15 protein-coding genes are annotated in these 16,198 nt (G+C 60.4%); 2 read left to right on the plus strand and 13 right to left on the minus strand.

Annotated features, from left to right (window positions below; translation table 11 throughout):
• The gene (locus tag WFN75_RS07880) at positions 1 to 2,673 is read left to right on the plus strand and encodes a hybrid sensor histidine kinase/response regulator (RefSeq protein ID WP_336995978.1); all 2,673 of its coding nucleotides are present in this window, start codon (positions 1 to 3) and stop codon (positions 2,671 to 2,673) included.
• Positions 2,663 to 4,864, plus strand: coding sequence for a glycoside hydrolase family 2 protein (locus WFN75_RS07885; protein ID WP_336995979.1), 2,202 nt, complete (start codon positions 2,663 to 2,665; stop codon positions 4,862 to 4,864). The genes WFN75_RS07880 and WFN75_RS07885 overlap by 11 nt, the downstream gene beginning before the upstream one ends.
• Before the next feature lie 83 nt (positions 4,865 to 4,947).
• Here the strand turns inward: WFN75_RS07885 and paaY are convergent, their stop codons facing one another.
• The 13 genes from paaY to paaA form a co-directional block, all read right to left on the minus strand.
• Complete coding sequence (paaY, locus tag WFN75_RS07890; protein WP_263617726.1) at positions 4,948 to 5,544, minus strand: phenylacetic acid degradation protein PaaY; 597 nt, start codon at positions 5,542 to 5,544, stop codon at positions 4,948 to 4,950.
• A 10-nt stretch (positions 5,545 to 5,554) separates the two neighbouring features.
• Entirely contained in the window at positions 5,555 to 6,490 is a 936-nt protein-coding gene (paaX, locus tag WFN75_RS07895) for a phenylacetic acid degradation operon negative regulatory protein PaaX (protein ID WP_336995980.1), read from the minus strand.
• Positions 6,491 to 6,577: 87 nt separating this feature from the next.
• Complete coding sequence (gene paaK / locus WFN75_RS07900) at positions 6,578 to 7,894, minus strand: phenylacetate--CoA ligase PaaK (RefSeq protein WP_212475800.1); 1,317 nt, start codon at positions 7,892 to 7,894, stop codon at positions 6,578 to 6,580.
• Between the two features lie 26 nt (positions 7,895 to 7,920).
• Entirely contained in the window at positions 7,921 to 9,126 is a 1,206-nt protein-coding gene (pcaF, locus tag WFN75_RS07905; protein WP_212476232.1) for a 3-oxoadipyl-CoA thiolase, read from the minus strand.
• A complete protein-coding gene (gene paaI, locus WFN75_RS07910; RefSeq protein WP_207291814.1) occupies positions 9,126 to 9,548 on the minus strand; it encodes a hydroxyphenylacetyl-CoA thioesterase PaaI in 423 nt (140 codons plus the stop codon). Before paaI ends, pcaF begins: the two co-directional genes overlap by 1 nt.
• Complete coding sequence (paaH, locus tag WFN75_RS07915; RefSeq protein WP_336995981.1) at positions 9,538 to 10,965, minus strand: 3-hydroxyacyl-CoA dehydrogenase PaaH; 1,428 nt, start codon at positions 10,963 to 10,965, stop codon at positions 9,538 to 9,540. Before paaH ends, paaI begins: the two co-directional genes overlap by 11 nt.
• Positions 10,966 to 10,967: 2 nt before the next feature.
• The gene (gene paaG, locus WFN75_RS07920; protein WP_336995982.1) at positions 10,968 to 11,753 is read right to left on the minus strand and encodes a 2-(1,2-epoxy-1,2-dihydrophenyl)acetyl-CoA isomerase PaaG; all 786 of its coding nucleotides are present in this window, start codon (positions 11,751 to 11,753) and stop codon (positions 10,968 to 10,970) included.
• 2 nt (positions 11,754 to 11,755) lie between these two features.
• Positions 11,756 to 12,523: a 2,3-dehydroadipyl-CoA hydratase PaaF gene (gene paaF, locus WFN75_RS07925; RefSeq protein ID WP_212475794.1), complete on the minus strand. Its 768-nt coding sequence runs from the start codon at positions 12,521 to 12,523 to the stop codon at positions 11,756 to 11,758.
• Positions 12,520 to 13,590, minus strand: a complete 1,071-nt coding sequence (gene paaE / locus WFN75_RS07930; protein WP_288820490.1) for a 1,2-phenylacetyl-CoA epoxidase subunit PaaE — start codon at positions 13,588 to 13,590, stop codon at positions 12,520 to 12,522. Before paaE ends, paaF begins: the two co-directional genes overlap by 4 nt.
• 7 nt (positions 13,591 to 13,597) lie before the next feature.
• Entirely contained in the window at positions 13,598 to 14,095 is a 498-nt protein-coding gene (gene paaD / locus WFN75_RS07935) for a 1,2-phenylacetyl-CoA epoxidase subunit PaaD (RefSeq protein WP_286809085.1), read from the minus strand.
• A 14-nt stretch (positions 14,096 to 14,109) separates the two neighbouring features.
• Entirely contained in the window at positions 14,110 to 14,856 is a 747-nt protein-coding gene (paaC, locus tag WFN75_RS07940) for a 1,2-phenylacetyl-CoA epoxidase subunit PaaC (RefSeq protein ID WP_336995983.1), read from the minus strand.
• Between the two features lie 8 nt (positions 14,857 to 14,864).
• Positions 14,865 to 15,152, minus strand: coding sequence for a 1,2-phenylacetyl-CoA epoxidase subunit PaaB (paaB, locus tag WFN75_RS07945; protein ID WP_040075422.1), 288 nt, complete (start codon positions 15,150 to 15,152; stop codon positions 14,865 to 14,867).
• An 11-nt stretch (positions 15,153 to 15,163) separates the two neighbouring features.
• A complete protein-coding gene (gene paaA, locus WFN75_RS07950; protein WP_040075421.1) occupies positions 15,164 to 16,093 on the minus strand; it encodes a 1,2-phenylacetyl-CoA epoxidase subunit PaaA in 930 nt (309 codons plus the stop codon).
• Between the last annotated feature and the right edge of the window lie 105 nt (positions 16,094 to 16,198).

Raw genomic sequence — 16,198 nt, forward strand, 5'->3', positions numbered from 1 at the left:
ATGCCATCCACCTCTCCTTTCGATCTGAACGCACTGCCCATGGGGGTGATGATCTATGATGCGGCGGAACGCCTGCAGGGCTGGAATGACAAGCTTACCCTCTATTATCCCGTCATTACCCCCTGGTTAACCGTTGGCGCCACGCTGGAGAGCCTGGCCGAGAAATTTATTGATTCGGGCTATCACATCGATCCCGTCCGTCGCCGCACCCTGCGCGACGCGATAATCCGTAACTGTCGTCAGCCGAACCACCGTGAAGTGCGGCAATCCGGAAACCGACGGCTCTATGTTCAGCACCAGCGACTTAACGATGGCGGCATTATCAGCCTGCATACGGATATTACCGGGCTGGATGAGGCACAGCGCTCACGCCACCAGCTGCACGACGATTTTTTACTGACCGCAGAGACAATCCAGATAGGTATCTGGGACTGGCAAGTCTCCCAGGACAGCCTGCAGGTCAACGATACGCTGCTGGCGATGGTGGGCCAGTCGCGCGTGCAGTTACACTACCCGCTGCGCTTTTTGCTGAATCTGGTTCATGCCGAAGATTTGGCCACCCTGCGTAACGCGATGACTGCCTCAAAAAAGGATCATATGCCTGTTTTTGAATGTGAGATACGCGTTCAGCATCCGACCCAGGGCTGGCGCTGGATGCTCATCTCAGGCCAGGTTGTGACCCTCAGCATGCAGCAGGAGGCCGAACGCGTTATCGGCACGCTGCAGGATATTACCCGGCGCAAAGAGGCAGAGCTTCTCGCCATTGAGGCGGCGAAAGTCGCTCAGGAGGCCAACGAGGCGAAAAGCGCGTTCCTCGCCAACATGAGCCACGAAATCCGTACCCCGATGAACGGGATCCTCGGCATGACCCAGCTCTGCCTGGACACGCCGCTGAATCCAGACCAACGGGAATACCTGACGCTGGTAATGAGTTCGGCCCAGTCGCTACTGCACATTATCAACGACATTCTCGACTTCTCGCGCATTGAGTCGGGCAAGATGTCGGTCGATGAAGAACCGCTGGAGATCCGCCCTTTCGTTCAGGCGTTGATTCGTCCACATATGCCCGCCGCCAGTGAAAAAGGCATTGAGCTGCTGGTGGATATCGCCCCGGCCGTGCCGGAAGTGCTAATGGTGGATGGCCCGCGGCTGCGTCAGATCCTGACCAACCTGCTGGGTAACGCGCTTAAATTTACCCATCAGGGCGAAGTGCTATTGGTCATTGAACCGGGCGCTGAACCCGATCAATGGCGCTTTCGCATTCGCGATAGCGGGATCGGCATACCGCCGGAGAAGCAGAAAAAAATCTTCGAGGCCTTCAGCCAGGCGGACAGTTCCACCACCCGCCGCTACGGCGGTACCGGGCTGGGATTAACCATTTCGGCCCGACTGGTTAGCCTGATGGGGGGAGAGCTCAGCGTGCAAAGCGAACCGGGAGTGGGCAGTGAATTTGCCTTCACCCTGGTGCTGCAAAGCCAGCAGGCTGCGCCGACCAGCGGCGATACCATGACGGGCTTTAACGGCGAACGGGTGCTGGTGGTTGACGATAACAGCACTAACCTGCGCCTGCTCGATACCATGCTTCGCCAGATGAACCTGACGCCGACCTGCGTGAATAACGCGAAAGAGGCGTTACGGCTGGCCGGCACCGACGCTGGCTGGCCACTCATTCTGCTGGATGCCCAGATGCCGGATATGGACGGCGTCTCCCTGGCGCTGGAGATCACTGTCCTGCCGCAGGGTGAGCAGAGCCATATCATCATGCTCAGTTCAATGAGCCGCCATTTTGATGCCAATATGCTGAAACGCATTGGGATCGCTCATTATCTGCATAAGCCCGTTGCCCATCGCGAACTCTATCACGTCATTGCCAGCGTCCTTGCCCCCGCGCCGGCTACGGCCCCGCCGCCGCCCGCCGCCGAGCCGGCCACAGAGGTGGGTGGACTGAACATTCTGCTGGCAGAGGACAACCTGGTGAACCAGAAAGTCGCCAGGCGGTTGCTGGAGCGGCTCGGCCACCGGTGCGAAGTGGTGAATAACGGCCGGGAAGCACTGACGCGCTGGCGCGAGCAGCCCTGGGATCTGCTCTTTATTGATCTGCAAATGCCCGAAATGGACGGTGAGACCGCCCTGCGCCTGATTCGGGAAGAGACGCGCGCGCAGGGGCGCAGCCACCAGCCCGCCATCGTAATGACCGCCCACGCCATGCAGGGCGATAAAGAGCGTTGTCTGGCGATGGGCTTCGATGGCTATATTGCCAAGCCGGTGAATCAGGAAGCCTTGCAGCAAGAGATCGCGCGCGTTGGCGTCGGGATCGATAAGGGACTGCCGGACGAGGCGCGCCTACTCAGGCAGTGTGCAGACGATCCTGACCTGGTGCAGGAGCTGCTGCTGTTATTCAGCACCGGACTTGACGAGTCGATAGCCGCCATCGTGCAGGCTATCGACAACGACGATCGCGAAGCACTACGCCGGGCGGCGCACAGGCTACGCGGTGAAGCGCTCACCCTCGGCTTCACCGGCCTGACCGAAACGCTCCAGCAGCTTGAGAGCGAGGCGGCATCGCTGGACCTGGCCGGGCTAAGCGCGCTACGACGCGAGCTTCTTGATGAGGCCGGGCGCAGCGCGACATGGCTACGCCAGCGGGTGCAGGAGGTAAAACATGATCCGTAAATTGCTCGTGCTGCTGATGGTCACTCCTCTACTGGCGCAGGCCAGCCAGCCCGTCACCTGGTCGCTGGCAGGTCAATGGCGCGTACATGATGCTAACGACGAGACCTTCGACGGAGTGAACACCCCGGACCGTCACTGGCGCGCTATCCAGGTGCCCGCCAACTGGTACAGCGCCGGATATGACCACCAGGGCGCGCTCTGGTACCGGCATGAATTTTCCCTTCCCGAACGCGCACCCGATACCATGGCGACGCTGGTCTTTGACGGCGTGGACTATTTCGCCGATGTCGTACTGAACGGTAAAACGCTGGCCCGCCATGAGGGGTATTTCCAGCGTTTCCCGGTGGACGTCAGCGACACGCTACGCCGCCATAACCGGCTCGCCGTCAAGGTGAACAGCCCATGGGAAGATCCCAAAACCGTCTGGCCGCTGCACAAAACCCAGATGAAAGGCATCCTTAATCAGCATGACACCCGCCCCGGCGGCGCCTGGTCTGAGCATGGGCAGGATGCCAACTCCGGCGGGATCTGGGCGCCGGTGAAACTGCACCTGAGCCGCGGTGTGACCATAGACGACGTAATTCTGCGCCCGGACTGGCGCGACGGACTGGAAAAGCCAGTCCTGCGCGCCGAGATCCGCTACCGGGCCCTCACGGCCGGCTCTGTGACGCTGCGCCTCTCTGCTGCGCCAGATAATTTCAACGGCCAGCGCATTGAGCAGACCTTTTCGGTAAACCTGACGCAGGCGAACGGCAAGCCCCAGAGCCTGAACGTCAGCCTGCCGATGAAGGGGGCCAGGCTGTGGTGGCCAGCAGGGTATGGCAAGCCAAACCTGTACCGGGTCCGCGCCACGCTGGTGGATGACCAGGGGGTGATGGACACCGCTGTCACGCGCACCGGATTACGCAAGCTGGAAGAGCAGCCTGACAATCAAGGCTGGCGCATTAACGACCGACGGCTGTTTATCAAAGGCAGTAACTATATCGGTTCCCCGTGGCTCGGCACCCTGACGCGCCAGAAATATCGCCGGGATTTCACGCTGCTGCAGAAGATGAATGCTAACGCGATACGCGTGCATGGGCACGTAGCCGGTCGCGCCCTCTATGAAGTGGCCGATGAGATGGGGCTAATGATCTGGCAGGATGTCCCTCTGCAGTGGGGCTACGACAACAGCGACGCCTTTGCCGATAACGCCGTGCGGCAGACTCGCGACATGATGGCGCAGTTCGGCAACTCGCCGGCAATCATCGTCTGGGGCGGCCATAACGAACCGCCCTGGAACTCGCCCTGGATGGAAAAACGCTTCCCGGACTGGAATAAAACCCTGAACCAGACGCTGACGACCCGGGTGGCCGATACGCTGGCAGAGGACCGTTCGCGCATTGTGCACCGTTTTTCCGCCGTTGAAGAGCACTACTGGGCCGGATGGTACTTCGGCACCCCGCGCGACCTGCTTGCCCCGGCGAAGACCGCGATCATCACCGAGTTTGGCGCCCAGGCGCTGCCCCGGCTGTCGACGCTAAAAACCATTATTCCTGCTGACCTGTTATGGCCGAAAAGTACCGCAGCCGACGACCCAGGCTGGACGCGCTGGAAATACCATAACTTCCAGCCTTTCCAGACCTTTAAATTTGCGGGAATACCGTGGGGCAACAACATTCAGGAGATGATTAAGAACACCCAGGAGTATCAGGCGCAACTGGTGGCCATGGCCGCCGAGAGCTATCGTCGGCAGCGGTATCAGCCTGTCACAGCCCTCTTCCACTTTATGTTTGTGGAAACCTGGCCCTCAATTAACTGGGGGGTGGTGGATTATCTGCGTAAACCGAAAGCGGGTTACTATGCGTTGCAGCGCGCTTATCAGCCAATTCTCCCCTCCATTGAACCCCTTAGCGCAACCTGGCGCGTGGGGAGTGAGGCCAGAATAGGCCTGTGGGCGATTAACGATAGCTGGGAAGCCTGTGACGCCTGTCGCCTGACGTGGCAGGTAAAGCAAAACGGACGCGCCCTGGCGAAAGGGAATATGACCCTGACGCTCCCTCCCGATTCGGGTAAAAAGGTCAAGGAGATCGCGGTGACCCCCACCAGCCAACACAAGGTGACGATTGAGTACCGTATCGAGCATCAATCGGGTGCGCTCGCGGGGTTAAACATGCGAGAAGAGAACGTTGCGGCGCAGAGCGCGCGTTAAGGCAGGGTGAAATGGGCAGTGCGGCCGTTCTGGAGAACGCGTTAGTGAATCTCCTCAGCCGCACCCTTTCATGCAATGCAGAATCAGCGGGATGATTTTGGCCGCAGGTTTTCATCAAACACCAGCCGCTGACGTCCCGGCTCCACTTCCCGCAGCGGTTCCACCTGATGCAGGGTACGCTTACAGCGATCCACCAGCACCTGATACTCCCGGGTGCCCTGCTTCTTCCAGGCCATTTCCTGCTCCGTCAGCGCGCGGATGGCTTTCGCCGGGCTGCCGATAATCAGGTGACTGGCGGGCATTTCCGCCTTCGCTTTCACAAAGGCCGCCGCGCCAACAATGCTGTTTTCGCCAATCACCGCACCGTCCATGATCACCGCATTCATCCCCACCAGCGCATTCTTGCGGATAACGCAGCCGTGCAAAATGGCGCTGTGGCCGATATGTCCGTCCTCTTCCACAACGGTATCCTGCTCGGGAAAGCCGTGCATCACGCAGTTATCCTGCACGTTAGCCCCGTCTTTCACCACAATGCGCCCGAAATCGCCCCGCAGGCTGGCATTGGGCCCGATATAGACCCCTTTGCCAATAATCACATCGCCAATCAATACCGCAGTCGGATGAACATAGCTCTCTTGCGCCACGACCGGCGTCAGACCATCTATTTGATATACAGGCACATAACCTCCGTTACGCGCTGGTCAGGCCGCCAAAGCGTTGCCAGTAAAGCGATCCCGGCGCAGGCAGTTCACCCACCGTGGTCTCGCCCTTTTCACTGACAAACGCCAGCGCCCCGGGCGCCACGCGTTGATAAATGTTGATACAGAGTTGTCGCGCCGTTTGCCCCGCCCAGTGCGGTGGGAGCAACTCCTCCGGCAACAGCGGATCTTTAAGGATCACGCGACGGTAAAAATGGATCAGCAACAGCTGGATCTGAAAACAGCGCTCAGGCGTTAATGCCTCCGCAGAGGCTTCGCGCAGCAGCGGCAGTAGCGGCCTGAACGAGTCGATAAAGCTTTCGTACATCAGGTTCTGTTCGCTTAAATGCCAGCACTCTTCGACACGGGCGCGCAGCGCGGCGCGAGAAAGCGCCAGGGGGGTGTGCGCTTCAAAACAGATGACGTTATCTGCCACCCCCGCTTCATGCAGCAGCGACTGCACGTCGGCCAGTTGCTGGGATGGCGAAGCCATCAGGCTCGGCGCCAGCGTGCCAAACCCCTGCCAGATGAGCTGCTTTTTCACCTCATTGAGGGTGGATTTATCCAGCCCCTCCGACAACAACAGCAGCCACTTACCATCCCAGGCGGGCTGTTCCGCCCGGTAAATTTTGTGTTCCGCGCGGCGGGTTAAACGCAGCCCCTTGTCGCTCAGTCGATAAAAACTGCGTCGTCCAATGCGCGCCACGTCCAGCCAGCCCTCTTTGTTCAGGCGAAACAGGGCGGTACGCACAAACCGTTCACCAAATCCCATTCCCTCAAGCAGCGCAGCCAGGCTACCCAGCCAAATTTCCCCGCCACGATGGGAGAGCGCATCGCCATACAGGGAGGCGATCAGTGAGGTTCCGCTCACGGGTACAGAACTGACCGCATGCTGGATATAGTCGTCGAGTTTACTCATGTGATTCATTCTGCAGTTATTATGAGTGAGGATGAATCATAGCACAGCCGAAAAGCGTCTGGCCCGCCCCTAAAAGAGAGAGGGCCAGCGTCAGGATTAGCCGTTGGCGGCCATTTTCCGCAGGTCGAATACGCGACAGGCTTTTCCTTCGGAACGTGGGATGCTGCCACAGTTCACGATAGTGACATCGGTCGAGATCCCCACCATCGATTTAATACGATGGCGCAACTGGTGGCAGACCTGGCAGCGCTGTTCATGGCTGAGCATCAGACTGCTCTGTTTCAGCTCGACCTTCACGCAAAGTGAATCAAGATGGCCGTTACGGTTCACTTCCAGCTGGTAATGCGGCGAGAGATGTTCAAACTTGACGATCTCCTCTTCCAGCTGGGACGGGAAGACGTTAACGCCGCGAATGATGAGCATGTCGTCACTGCGTCCGCTAATGCGATCCATCCGCCGCATGGTGCGCGCCGTCCCCGGCAGCAGGCGCGTCAGGTCACGGGTGCGATAGCGAATCACCGGCAGCGCCTCTTTGGTCAGGGTAGTGAACAGCAGCTCGCCCTGCTCGCCGTCCGCCAGCGGGGTACCATCGTTCGGATTGACGATTTCAGGATAGAAATGATCTTCCCAGATGGTCGGACCGTCCGCAGTTTCAATGCACTCCATCGCCACTCCGGGCCCCATCACTTCCGACAGACCATAGATATCCAGAGCGGTAATGCCGAGGCGTTTTTCGATTTCGCAGCGCATCGCCTGCGTCCACGGCTCGGCACCAAACACCCCGACCCGCAGGGAACATTGACTGGCGTCGCCACCCATTTGACGCTCTAGCTCTTCGATCAGATTCAGGCAGTAGGAAGGCGTGACCATAATCATATCCGGCTGGAAATCACGGATCAGCTGGGCCTGTTTTTCGGTCTGGCCGCCGGACATGGGGATCACCGTCGCCCCTAAACGCTCGGCGCCATAATGGGCACCCAGCCCGCCGGTAAAGAGCCCGTAGCCGTAGGCGACGTGAATTTTATCTTTTGCGCTGCCGCCCGCTGCACGCAGCGAGCGCGCAACCAGATTGGCCCAGTTATCGATGTCATTCTGCGTATAGCCCACGACCGTCGGCTTTCCGGTCGTGCCGGACGAGGCGTGGACGCGCACCACCTGCTCCATCGGCACGGCAAAGGTGTCGAACGGATAGTTATCACGCAGATCTTGTTTCGTGGTGCAAGGGAACTTGCGGATATCCGCCAGCTCTTTGAAATCATCAGGGTGAACGCCCGCCGCATCGAATTTGCGTTGATACATCGGGACGTTGTCGTAAGCGTGTTTTAGCGTCCACTTCAGACGCTGGGTTTGCAAAGCCTGCAGTTCATCAACGGAGGCGGTTTCAATCGGATCAAGCTTTGTTGTCGTTGTCATTGTAGGGTGCTCACAGTAAGAGTTGATCAAACACGCTCAAGGATCATGGCAATGCCCTGACCCACGCCGATACACATGGTGCAGAGTGCATACCGCCCGTTGCGGCGGTGCAGCTCGTGGGTGGCCGCCAGCGCCAGTCTGGCCCCGCTCATCCCCAGCGGATGGCCTAACGCAATCGCCCCGCCGTTCGGGTTGACGTGGGCGGCATCATCCGCCAGACCCAGTTCACGCAGAACGCCCAGCGCCTGCGCGGCAAACGCCTCGTTCAGCTCAATCACGTCCATATCGTTGATGCTTAAACCGGCACGCTCCAGAACTTTGCGGGTGGCTGGCACCGGGCCCAGCCCCATCAGACGCGGCTCAACACCGGCGGTGGCCATCGCCACAATGCGCGCGCGTGGGGTTAAGCCCTGGCTGGCCGCCATGTCGGCGCTGGCGACGATCAGCGCTGCGGCGCCATCGTTCACCCCGGACGCGTTCCCGGCGGTCACCACCCCATCGGCACGGAAAGGGGCTTTCAGGCCAGCCAGCATCGCAAGCGTGGTGTCCGGTCGCAGGTGCTCATCGTGCTGCACTTCGGTCACGGCCCCTTTTTTGCCTTTCAGAACCACCGGCACAATCTCCTGCGCCAGAATGCCGCTGGCCTGCGCCTGGGCGGTGCGTTGCTGGCTGCGGTAGGCAAAGGCGTCTTGATCCTCACGGGAAATATTTAACAATTTGGCTACATTCTCTGCCGTTTCGGGCATGCTGTCAGTACCAAATTGCTGTGCCATGAGCGGGTTCACAAAACGCCAGCCGATGGTGGTATCAAAAATCTCGTTCTGGCGCTGAAAGGCGCTGGTGGCTTTGCCCATCACGAAGGGGGCGCGGGACATCGACTCCACTCCCCCGGCGATCATCAGGTCGGCATCCCCGGCACGAATGGCGCGGGCCGCGAAGCCCAGCGCATCAAGGCCAGATCCGCACAGCCGGTTCAGCGTCGTACCGGAGACGGTCTGGGGCAGCCCGGCCAGCAGCAGCGACATGCGCGCCACGTTGCGGTTATCCTCCCCCGCCTGGTTGGCACAGCCGTAAATCACATCATCAATACATCCGGCATCCAGACCGGGATTACGCGCCAGCAACTCGCGCAGCGGGATGGCCCCCAGATCGTCGGGGCGTACGCCTGATAAGGCGCCAGCGTAGCGGCCAATCGGAGTGCGGATCCCGTCACAAATATAGGCGTCACGCATCATGCTTCTCCTGTGATAGTGCCGCCGATGCGGTGGGATTTCCCACGGAAGAAGGCGACGGTTTTCTGTTGTTGATTAACGATTTCGATGTCGTACACGCCGGTCTGTTTGCCCTGGTGACGAACCTGCGCGGTGGCGGTCAGTCTGTCGCCGGCAAAGGCCGGGCGGATAAACTCGATGGCGCAGCCGGACGCGACCGCCGCCAGCCCCTGGCTGTTACAGGCGTAGGCGAAGGCGGTATCGGCCAGGGTAAATAGCTGGCCGCCGTGACAGCTTTGATGGCCGTTCAGCATTTGTGGCGTGACCTGCATGGTCAGTACGGCATAACCGTCATTCATCTCGATAATGTCGATGCCATACGCCTGGGCGCAGGCGTCTTTTTCATACATGGCTCGGGCGTTACGCCAGGCGTTATGACTCATAGCTACTCTCCAGAAGCGCACGCTGGCGCAGCAGGGAAGATGGGCGATAGCGCTCTTCGCCGTAGTGTCGTTGCAGGTTTTCCAGCAGGATCAGCACCCGTTGCCAGCCGAGTTGTTCACCCCAGGCCAGCGGGCCGCGCGGGTAGTTCACCCCCAGCCGCATCGCGGTATCGATATCCTCTTCCCGGGCCACCCCTTTTTGCAGCGCGTCCAGGGCTTCGTTGATGATCATCGCCAGGGTGCGCCAGATAATCAGCCCTGGATAGTCTGCGACCTGCAGGACGCGCTTGCCCCGCTGTTGCAGATAATGCACCGCTTTACGCGTCGCCGAAGCCGGGTTGCTGGCGGCGCTGGCGATGACCGCCACGTCCCCTTCAAGACGATCAATCACCACCACCGGGCAGGCGTGGCGCGCCGCTAAGGCCTGCGCTGTCTCCCCCTGCGTCTCAATGAGCAGCAGATCGTCAATTTTAGTGACACCGTCACTTCTCTTTTCACTGTAACCGGCGCTGTCGCCGTCGCTTACCGTCTCATACCAGCCCACCGTCGGCTTATCGCTGCGCCAGTTGTAGACGCCCTGTCCGCTCTTCTTGCCGAGACGGCCGCCCAGCACCAGCTCTTGCTGCATCAGCGAGGGGAGAAAACGGCGCTCTTGCCAGAAGGCGTTAAACACGGAACAGGTCACGGCAAAGTTGACGTCCTGGCCGATCATGTCGGTAAGCTCCAGCGGTCCCATAGGGAAGCCCGCCCCTTCGCGCAGGGCAGCGTCCAGATCCTGCGGGGCTGCCACCTGCTCCTCCAGCGCACGCCAGGCTTCGGCGTAGTACGGACGCGCCACACGATTGACAATAAAACCCGGGGTAGACTGGCAACGCACCGGCTGTTTACCCCAGCGGATCGCCAGGTCGCACAGCTGCTCAACCACTTCGTTCGAGGTTGCCAGCCCGCTCACCACCTCCACCAGCTTCATCACCGGTGCAGGGTTGAAGAAGTGCAGACCCGCCACGCGCTCGGGATGAAGCACGCCTGCGGCAATGGCGGTAATCGAGATCGAAGAGGTGTTACTGGTCAGCAGGGTCTGCGGCGGGCAGATCTCAGCCAGCTGGGCAAACAGCGCCTTTTTCACTTCCATACGCTCGGACGCCGCTTCAATCACCAGATCGGCGGCGGCCAGCGCCTGAATGTCGGTGACCGGCGTCAGTCGGGAGAGCGTCTTTACGCTCGCTTCGGCGCTGAGCTTGCCGCGGGCCACGCGCGATGCCAGACGGCTGCGGATGCCCTCGATGGCGCGGGCAATCGCCCCGGCGTCGATGTCATATACCAGCACCGGGTGGCCCTGACTGGCCGCCACTTCGGCGATCCCGGCCCCCATGATGCCGCTGCCGATGACCGCGACGGTTTGAACAGATAGCGTCATGATTATTTCCCCGTGAAGTGCGGCGCACGTTTGTTGAGAAACGCACTGACCCCTTCGCGATAGTCGGCGCTTCGGCCCGCTATGCGCTGATAATCACGCTCCAGATCGAGCTGAGCATCGAGGGAGTTGGTTTCCGAGGCGTTGATGGCCTGTTTAATTAACCCCAGCCCGAAGGTGGGCTGGGCGGCCAGATGCACCGCCAGCTGCTGTGCGGTATCCACCAGCGCGGCATCGTCCACCACCTGCCAGATCATCCCCCAGGCGTGCGCCTGCTCTGCGCTGAGCTTTTCACCCAACAGCGCCAGCCCCATCGCCCGCGCCCGGCCCGCGACGCGCGGCAGCAGCCAGGTACCACCGCAGTCCGGCACCAGCCCCAGCTTGCTGAACGCCATGACAAAGTTTGCCGAACGCGCGGCAATCACGATGTCGCAGCCCAGCGCGAGGGTAGCGCCTGCGCCAGCGGCTACGCCGTTCACCGCGCAGATCACCGGTTTTGGCAATGCCGCCAGACGACGAACCAGCGGGTTGTAAAAACGCTCAACAGACATCCCGAGGTCCGGCGCAGGGCCGTTCGGGTCAACGTTACGGTCGTTCAGATCCTGCCCGGCGCAAAACCCGCGTCCGGCCCCGGTGATCAGCAGGCAGCGGATAGTCTCATCGCGTTCGGCCTGCTTCAGACATTCCGCCAGCTGCTGGTGCATCACATCGTTAAAGCTGTTAAGCCGATCCGGGCGATTGAGGGTAAGGGTCATCACCCCGTGTTCAACGTGACTAAGAATGTAATCCATGGTTAACGTCCTTTAAATTCGGGGCTGCGTTTCTGCAGGAAGGCGGCGATCCCTTCGCGACGATCTTCGGTGCCGGCCAGCAGCGTAAAGAGCTGACGCTCCTGGGCAAGCCCCGCCTGCAGAGGAACTTCCTGCGACTGGCGCAGCGCCTGTTTCGCCGCCTGCAGTGCCAGCGGCGAGTGGCGTGCCATCTGTGCGGCCTGCTGCAGGGCGTACTCCAGAGTCAGGGCATCCGGGTGAATATCACTCACCAGCCCTGCCGCCAGCGCCTGTCGGGCGGTGATGCTTTCGCCGGTCAGCACCATTTTGCTGGCCAGCGATTTGCCAACGCAGCGGATCAGACGCTGGGTGCCCCCGGCGCCCGGCATAATCCCCAGGGTGATCTCCGGCAGCCCAAAACGGGCGCTTTCACCGGCAATCACCACGTCACAGAGCAGGACCAGTTCGCAGCCCGCTCCCAGCGCGTAACCGTTCACGGCGGCAATCAACGGTTTACTGAAGGTGTTGATACGCGCCCAAAGCTGGGGGCGAACGTCGTTGAGGGTGGCGGGCAGATCTTTTTCCGCCATCTCGTTCAGGTCGGCCCCGGCGGCAAAGAAGCGGGCATCGCCGGTGATGACGCATACCGAAATCGTGTTATCCACGGCGGCGGCTTCCAGCGCCTCTGCCAGCTGGCCGAGCAGTGCATTATTCAGGGCGTTGCGCGCCGCGGGGCGGTTTAGCGTCAGTTGCAACACGCGGCCATGACGGGTCTGGATCAGTTCGCTCATGCCATCCCCTTCGCGTCGAAGTCGACTACCACGTCAGGCGTCAGCGGCAGGGCCTGGCAGCTCAGCACATAGCCTGCGGCCAGTTCGTCCGGCTCCAGGCTGTAGTTGGTGGTCATCTCGACTTTTCCGCGCACCACTTTGCACTTACAGGTGGCGCAGACGCCCCCTTTGCAGGCATATGGCAGGTCAGCCCCCTGGCGCAGGGCCGCATCAAGAATGCTTTCATCTTCCGCCCCGAGAGTGATTTCCCGGTCGCGGCCATCCTGGCGGACAGTCACTTTCTGTCCCTGCGCCTGCACGCTATGGGCGCGTTTGACCGCCGTACCCGGGGTGTTAAAACGCTCCAGATGGATGGCTTTTTCCGGCATCCCCAGCGCTTTCAACGCGTTTTCAGCGTCATCCATCATCGCCGTAGGGCCGCAGATAAAGGCCTGATCGAACTGACTGAAATCAATCAGTCGTTGTGCCAGCGCGTGCAGCTTTTCGCCGTCGATACGCCCGCTCAGCAGCGCGCTGTCCAGCGTCTCCTGGCTGAAGATATGCACCAGCTGCAGGCGCGACGGGTAGCTGTCTTTCAGGTCCGCCAGCGCCTGGCGGAACATCATGCTCTGGCTACTGCGGTTGCCGTAGATCAGCGTGAATTCGCTGTCGGGTTCGGTTTGCAGAGTCGTGGCGATAATCGCCAGCATCGGGGTAATACCGGATCCGGCGGCAATCGCCAGATAGCTCCCCTGCTGTCCCGCCTGCGGCTGATAGCCAAAGTGGCCCTGCGGAACCATCACCTCCAGCGCCATCCCCTGCTTGATCTCCCCCTGGGCATAGCGCGAGAAACGCCCGCCGTCGATGGCCTTCACCGCCACGCTGATCTCCCCCGGATGAACGCTTCGACAGATGGAGTAGCAGCGGCGCAGCTCCTCATCGCCGAGGCGAGCCTTCAGGGTCAAATGTTGACCGGGACGGAAGCGATACGCCTCCTGCAGCGTGGGTGGGATAGCGAAGGTGATGGTCACCGCATCGCGGGTTTCGGGCTCCACTTTTGCCACCGTTAAGGAATGAAACGTTGTCATGGCAACCTCAAATACATTTGAAATAGTCGAAGGGTTCACGGCAGCTATCGCAGCGGTAGAGCGCCTTGCAGGCCGTGGATCCAAATTCACTGATAAGGGTGGTCGAGGTGCTGGCGCACCGCGGGCAGGTCACCTCGGCCGCCAGATGGGCGTGGCAACTGTGTCCGGCGGGTGGGCTAATGCCATACTGACGCAGACGCTCGCGGGCATCCGGGGTCATCCAGTCGGTGGTCCAGGCCGGGTCGAGCTGAATAGCGACCTGCACCGGCGTAAAGCCGTGCGCGGTCAGGGTGTCGCGGATCGCGCCGATCAGATGATCCGTTGCCGGACACCCCGAATAGGTGGGGGTGAAGCCGATCGACCAGCCGTCCCCCTGAGCTTCAACGCTGCGCACCATGCCCAGGTCGGTAATGGTTAATACCGGGATCTCCGGGTCCGGGATCTGGCTTAACAGCGACCAGATTTGCGGGACTTCGGCGGGGGCCAGTTCAGCGAAACGTTGCATAGCGTCCTCCTCTGTTACCACTGCTGACCGGGATAGACGCGTTGCAGATATTGCATCTCTGCCAGCATCGGCCCCAGATGTTCGGTATGCAGACCCTGCCTGCCGCCGCTGCGGTAGGCCGCCTCTTCTGGTACCGTCAGGGCTGCATCCTTGAGACCGGTCATGATTTCCGCTTCCCAGGCGTCGCGCAGCGTACGCGGATCGACCGCGATGCCCTCTTCACTCAGCGCCAGGTCAATGTCGTCGGCCTCAAACAACTCCCCGGTAAAGCGCCACAGTTCGTTGATGGCCTGCTGCATTCTTTCAGCGGAGAGTGCTGTCCCGTTGCCGAGGCGCTCCAGCCAGCCGCGGCTGAAACGCAGGTGGTAGCGCACCTCTTTCAGCGACTTGGCGGCGATCGCGGCCAGTTGCGCATCGCGGCTCTGCACCAGACGGCTATACAGCGCCACGTGCCAGGCATCGATGAAATACTGGCGCGCGATGGTATCGGCAAAGTTACCGTTCGGTTGCTCCACAAGCAGCAGATTGCTGAACTGACGCTCATCTCGCCCGAAGGCCAGCGAATCTTCATCGCCGTCCCCTTCCAGCTCGGCGGCATAGGTTAAGAAGTTGCGCGCCTGCCCCAGCAGATCGAGGCCGATATTGGCCAGCGCCAGGTCGATCTCCAGCTCCGGTGCATGGCCGCACCACGCGCCAAGGCGCTGGGAGAGCACCAGCCCGTTATCACCCAGACGCAGTACATAAGCCGTTAATGTTTTCATCCCTGACCTCACATATGCTCGATGCCATCAGGGATGGTGTAGAAAGTGGGATGGCGATAGACCTTGCTCTCGGCCGGGTCGAAGAACTCGCCGCGTTCTTCCGGCTGGGAGGCGACAATTTCGCTCGCCTTCACCACCCAGATTGAGCAGCCTTCGCTGCGGCGGGTATAGGCATCGCGGGCATTCTCCAGCGCCATGCGTTCATCGGCGGCATGCAGGCTTCCCACGTGACGGTGAGACAACCCCTGTTTGGTGCGGATAAAGACTTCGTATAACGGCCAGTATGTTTTGCTCATTGTGCTACCTCCTACGCGACGTTGCGGACGTGCTGTTTTTCGGCGTGCGCCAGTGCGGCTTCGCGCACCCACGTCCCCTCTTCCCAGGCTTTACGCTTGGCGGCCAGGCGCTCGTGATTGCACACGCCGCGACCGTTGATCACGTCGTCAAATTCTTGCCAGTTGATTTCGCCGAAGCGGTAGTGGCCGCTCTCTTCGTCCAGATGCAGATCCGGGTCCGGCACGGTCATGCCCAGCATCTCAACCTGCGGCACGGTGTTGTCGACAAAGCGCTGACGCAGCTCATCGTTACCAAAACGTTTGATTTTCCAGGCCAGGCTGCGGGCGCTGTTCGGTGAGTTATCATCGTTGGGTCCAAACATCATCAGCGCTGGCCACCAGAAGCGGTTGATGGCGTCCTGCAACATCTGCCGCTGCGCCTCGCTCCCCTGTGACAGCGCCATGCAGGCTTCAAAGCCCTGACGCTGGTGGAAGCTCTCTTCTTTACAGATTTTCACCATCGCCCGGGCGTAGGGGCCATAAGAGGTTCGGCAGAGCGCCACCTGGTTCACAATGGCCGCCCCGTCCACCAGCCAGCCAATCACCCCGATATCCGCCCAGCTCAGAGTGGGATAGTTAAAGATGGAGGAGTATTTCATTTTGCCGTCGAGCATCTTTTGGTAGATGTCTTCCCGGGCGCAGCCCAGTGTTTCTGCCGCACTGTAGAGATAGAGTCCGTGACCCGCCTCGTCCTGCACCTTCGCCAGCAGAATGGCTTTGCGCCGCAGCGTTGGTGCGCGGGTGATCCAGTTACCTTCCGGCAACATGCCAACAATCTCAGAGTGCGCGTGCTGGCCAATCTGACGGATCAGCGTTTTACGATAGGCTTCCGGCATCCAGTCTTGCGGCTCAATGGCCGTCTCCTGCGCGATGCGTTGCTCAAAACGTTGTTCTTCTGTCACATCATCACCTTTATGATTCGTGAATCTATCAAGTGACGCCGATTAGCGAATCACTTTGTTTTTTAAAAGTTACACAAAGGTTAAATATAACCCCAAGAGTTGTTT

This window comes from Leclercia sp. UBA7405 (assembly GCF_037152215.1).
Taxonomy (GTDB): Bacteria; Pseudomonadota; Gammaproteobacteria; order Enterobacterales; family Enterobacteriaceae; genus Enterobacter; species Enterobacter pneumoniae.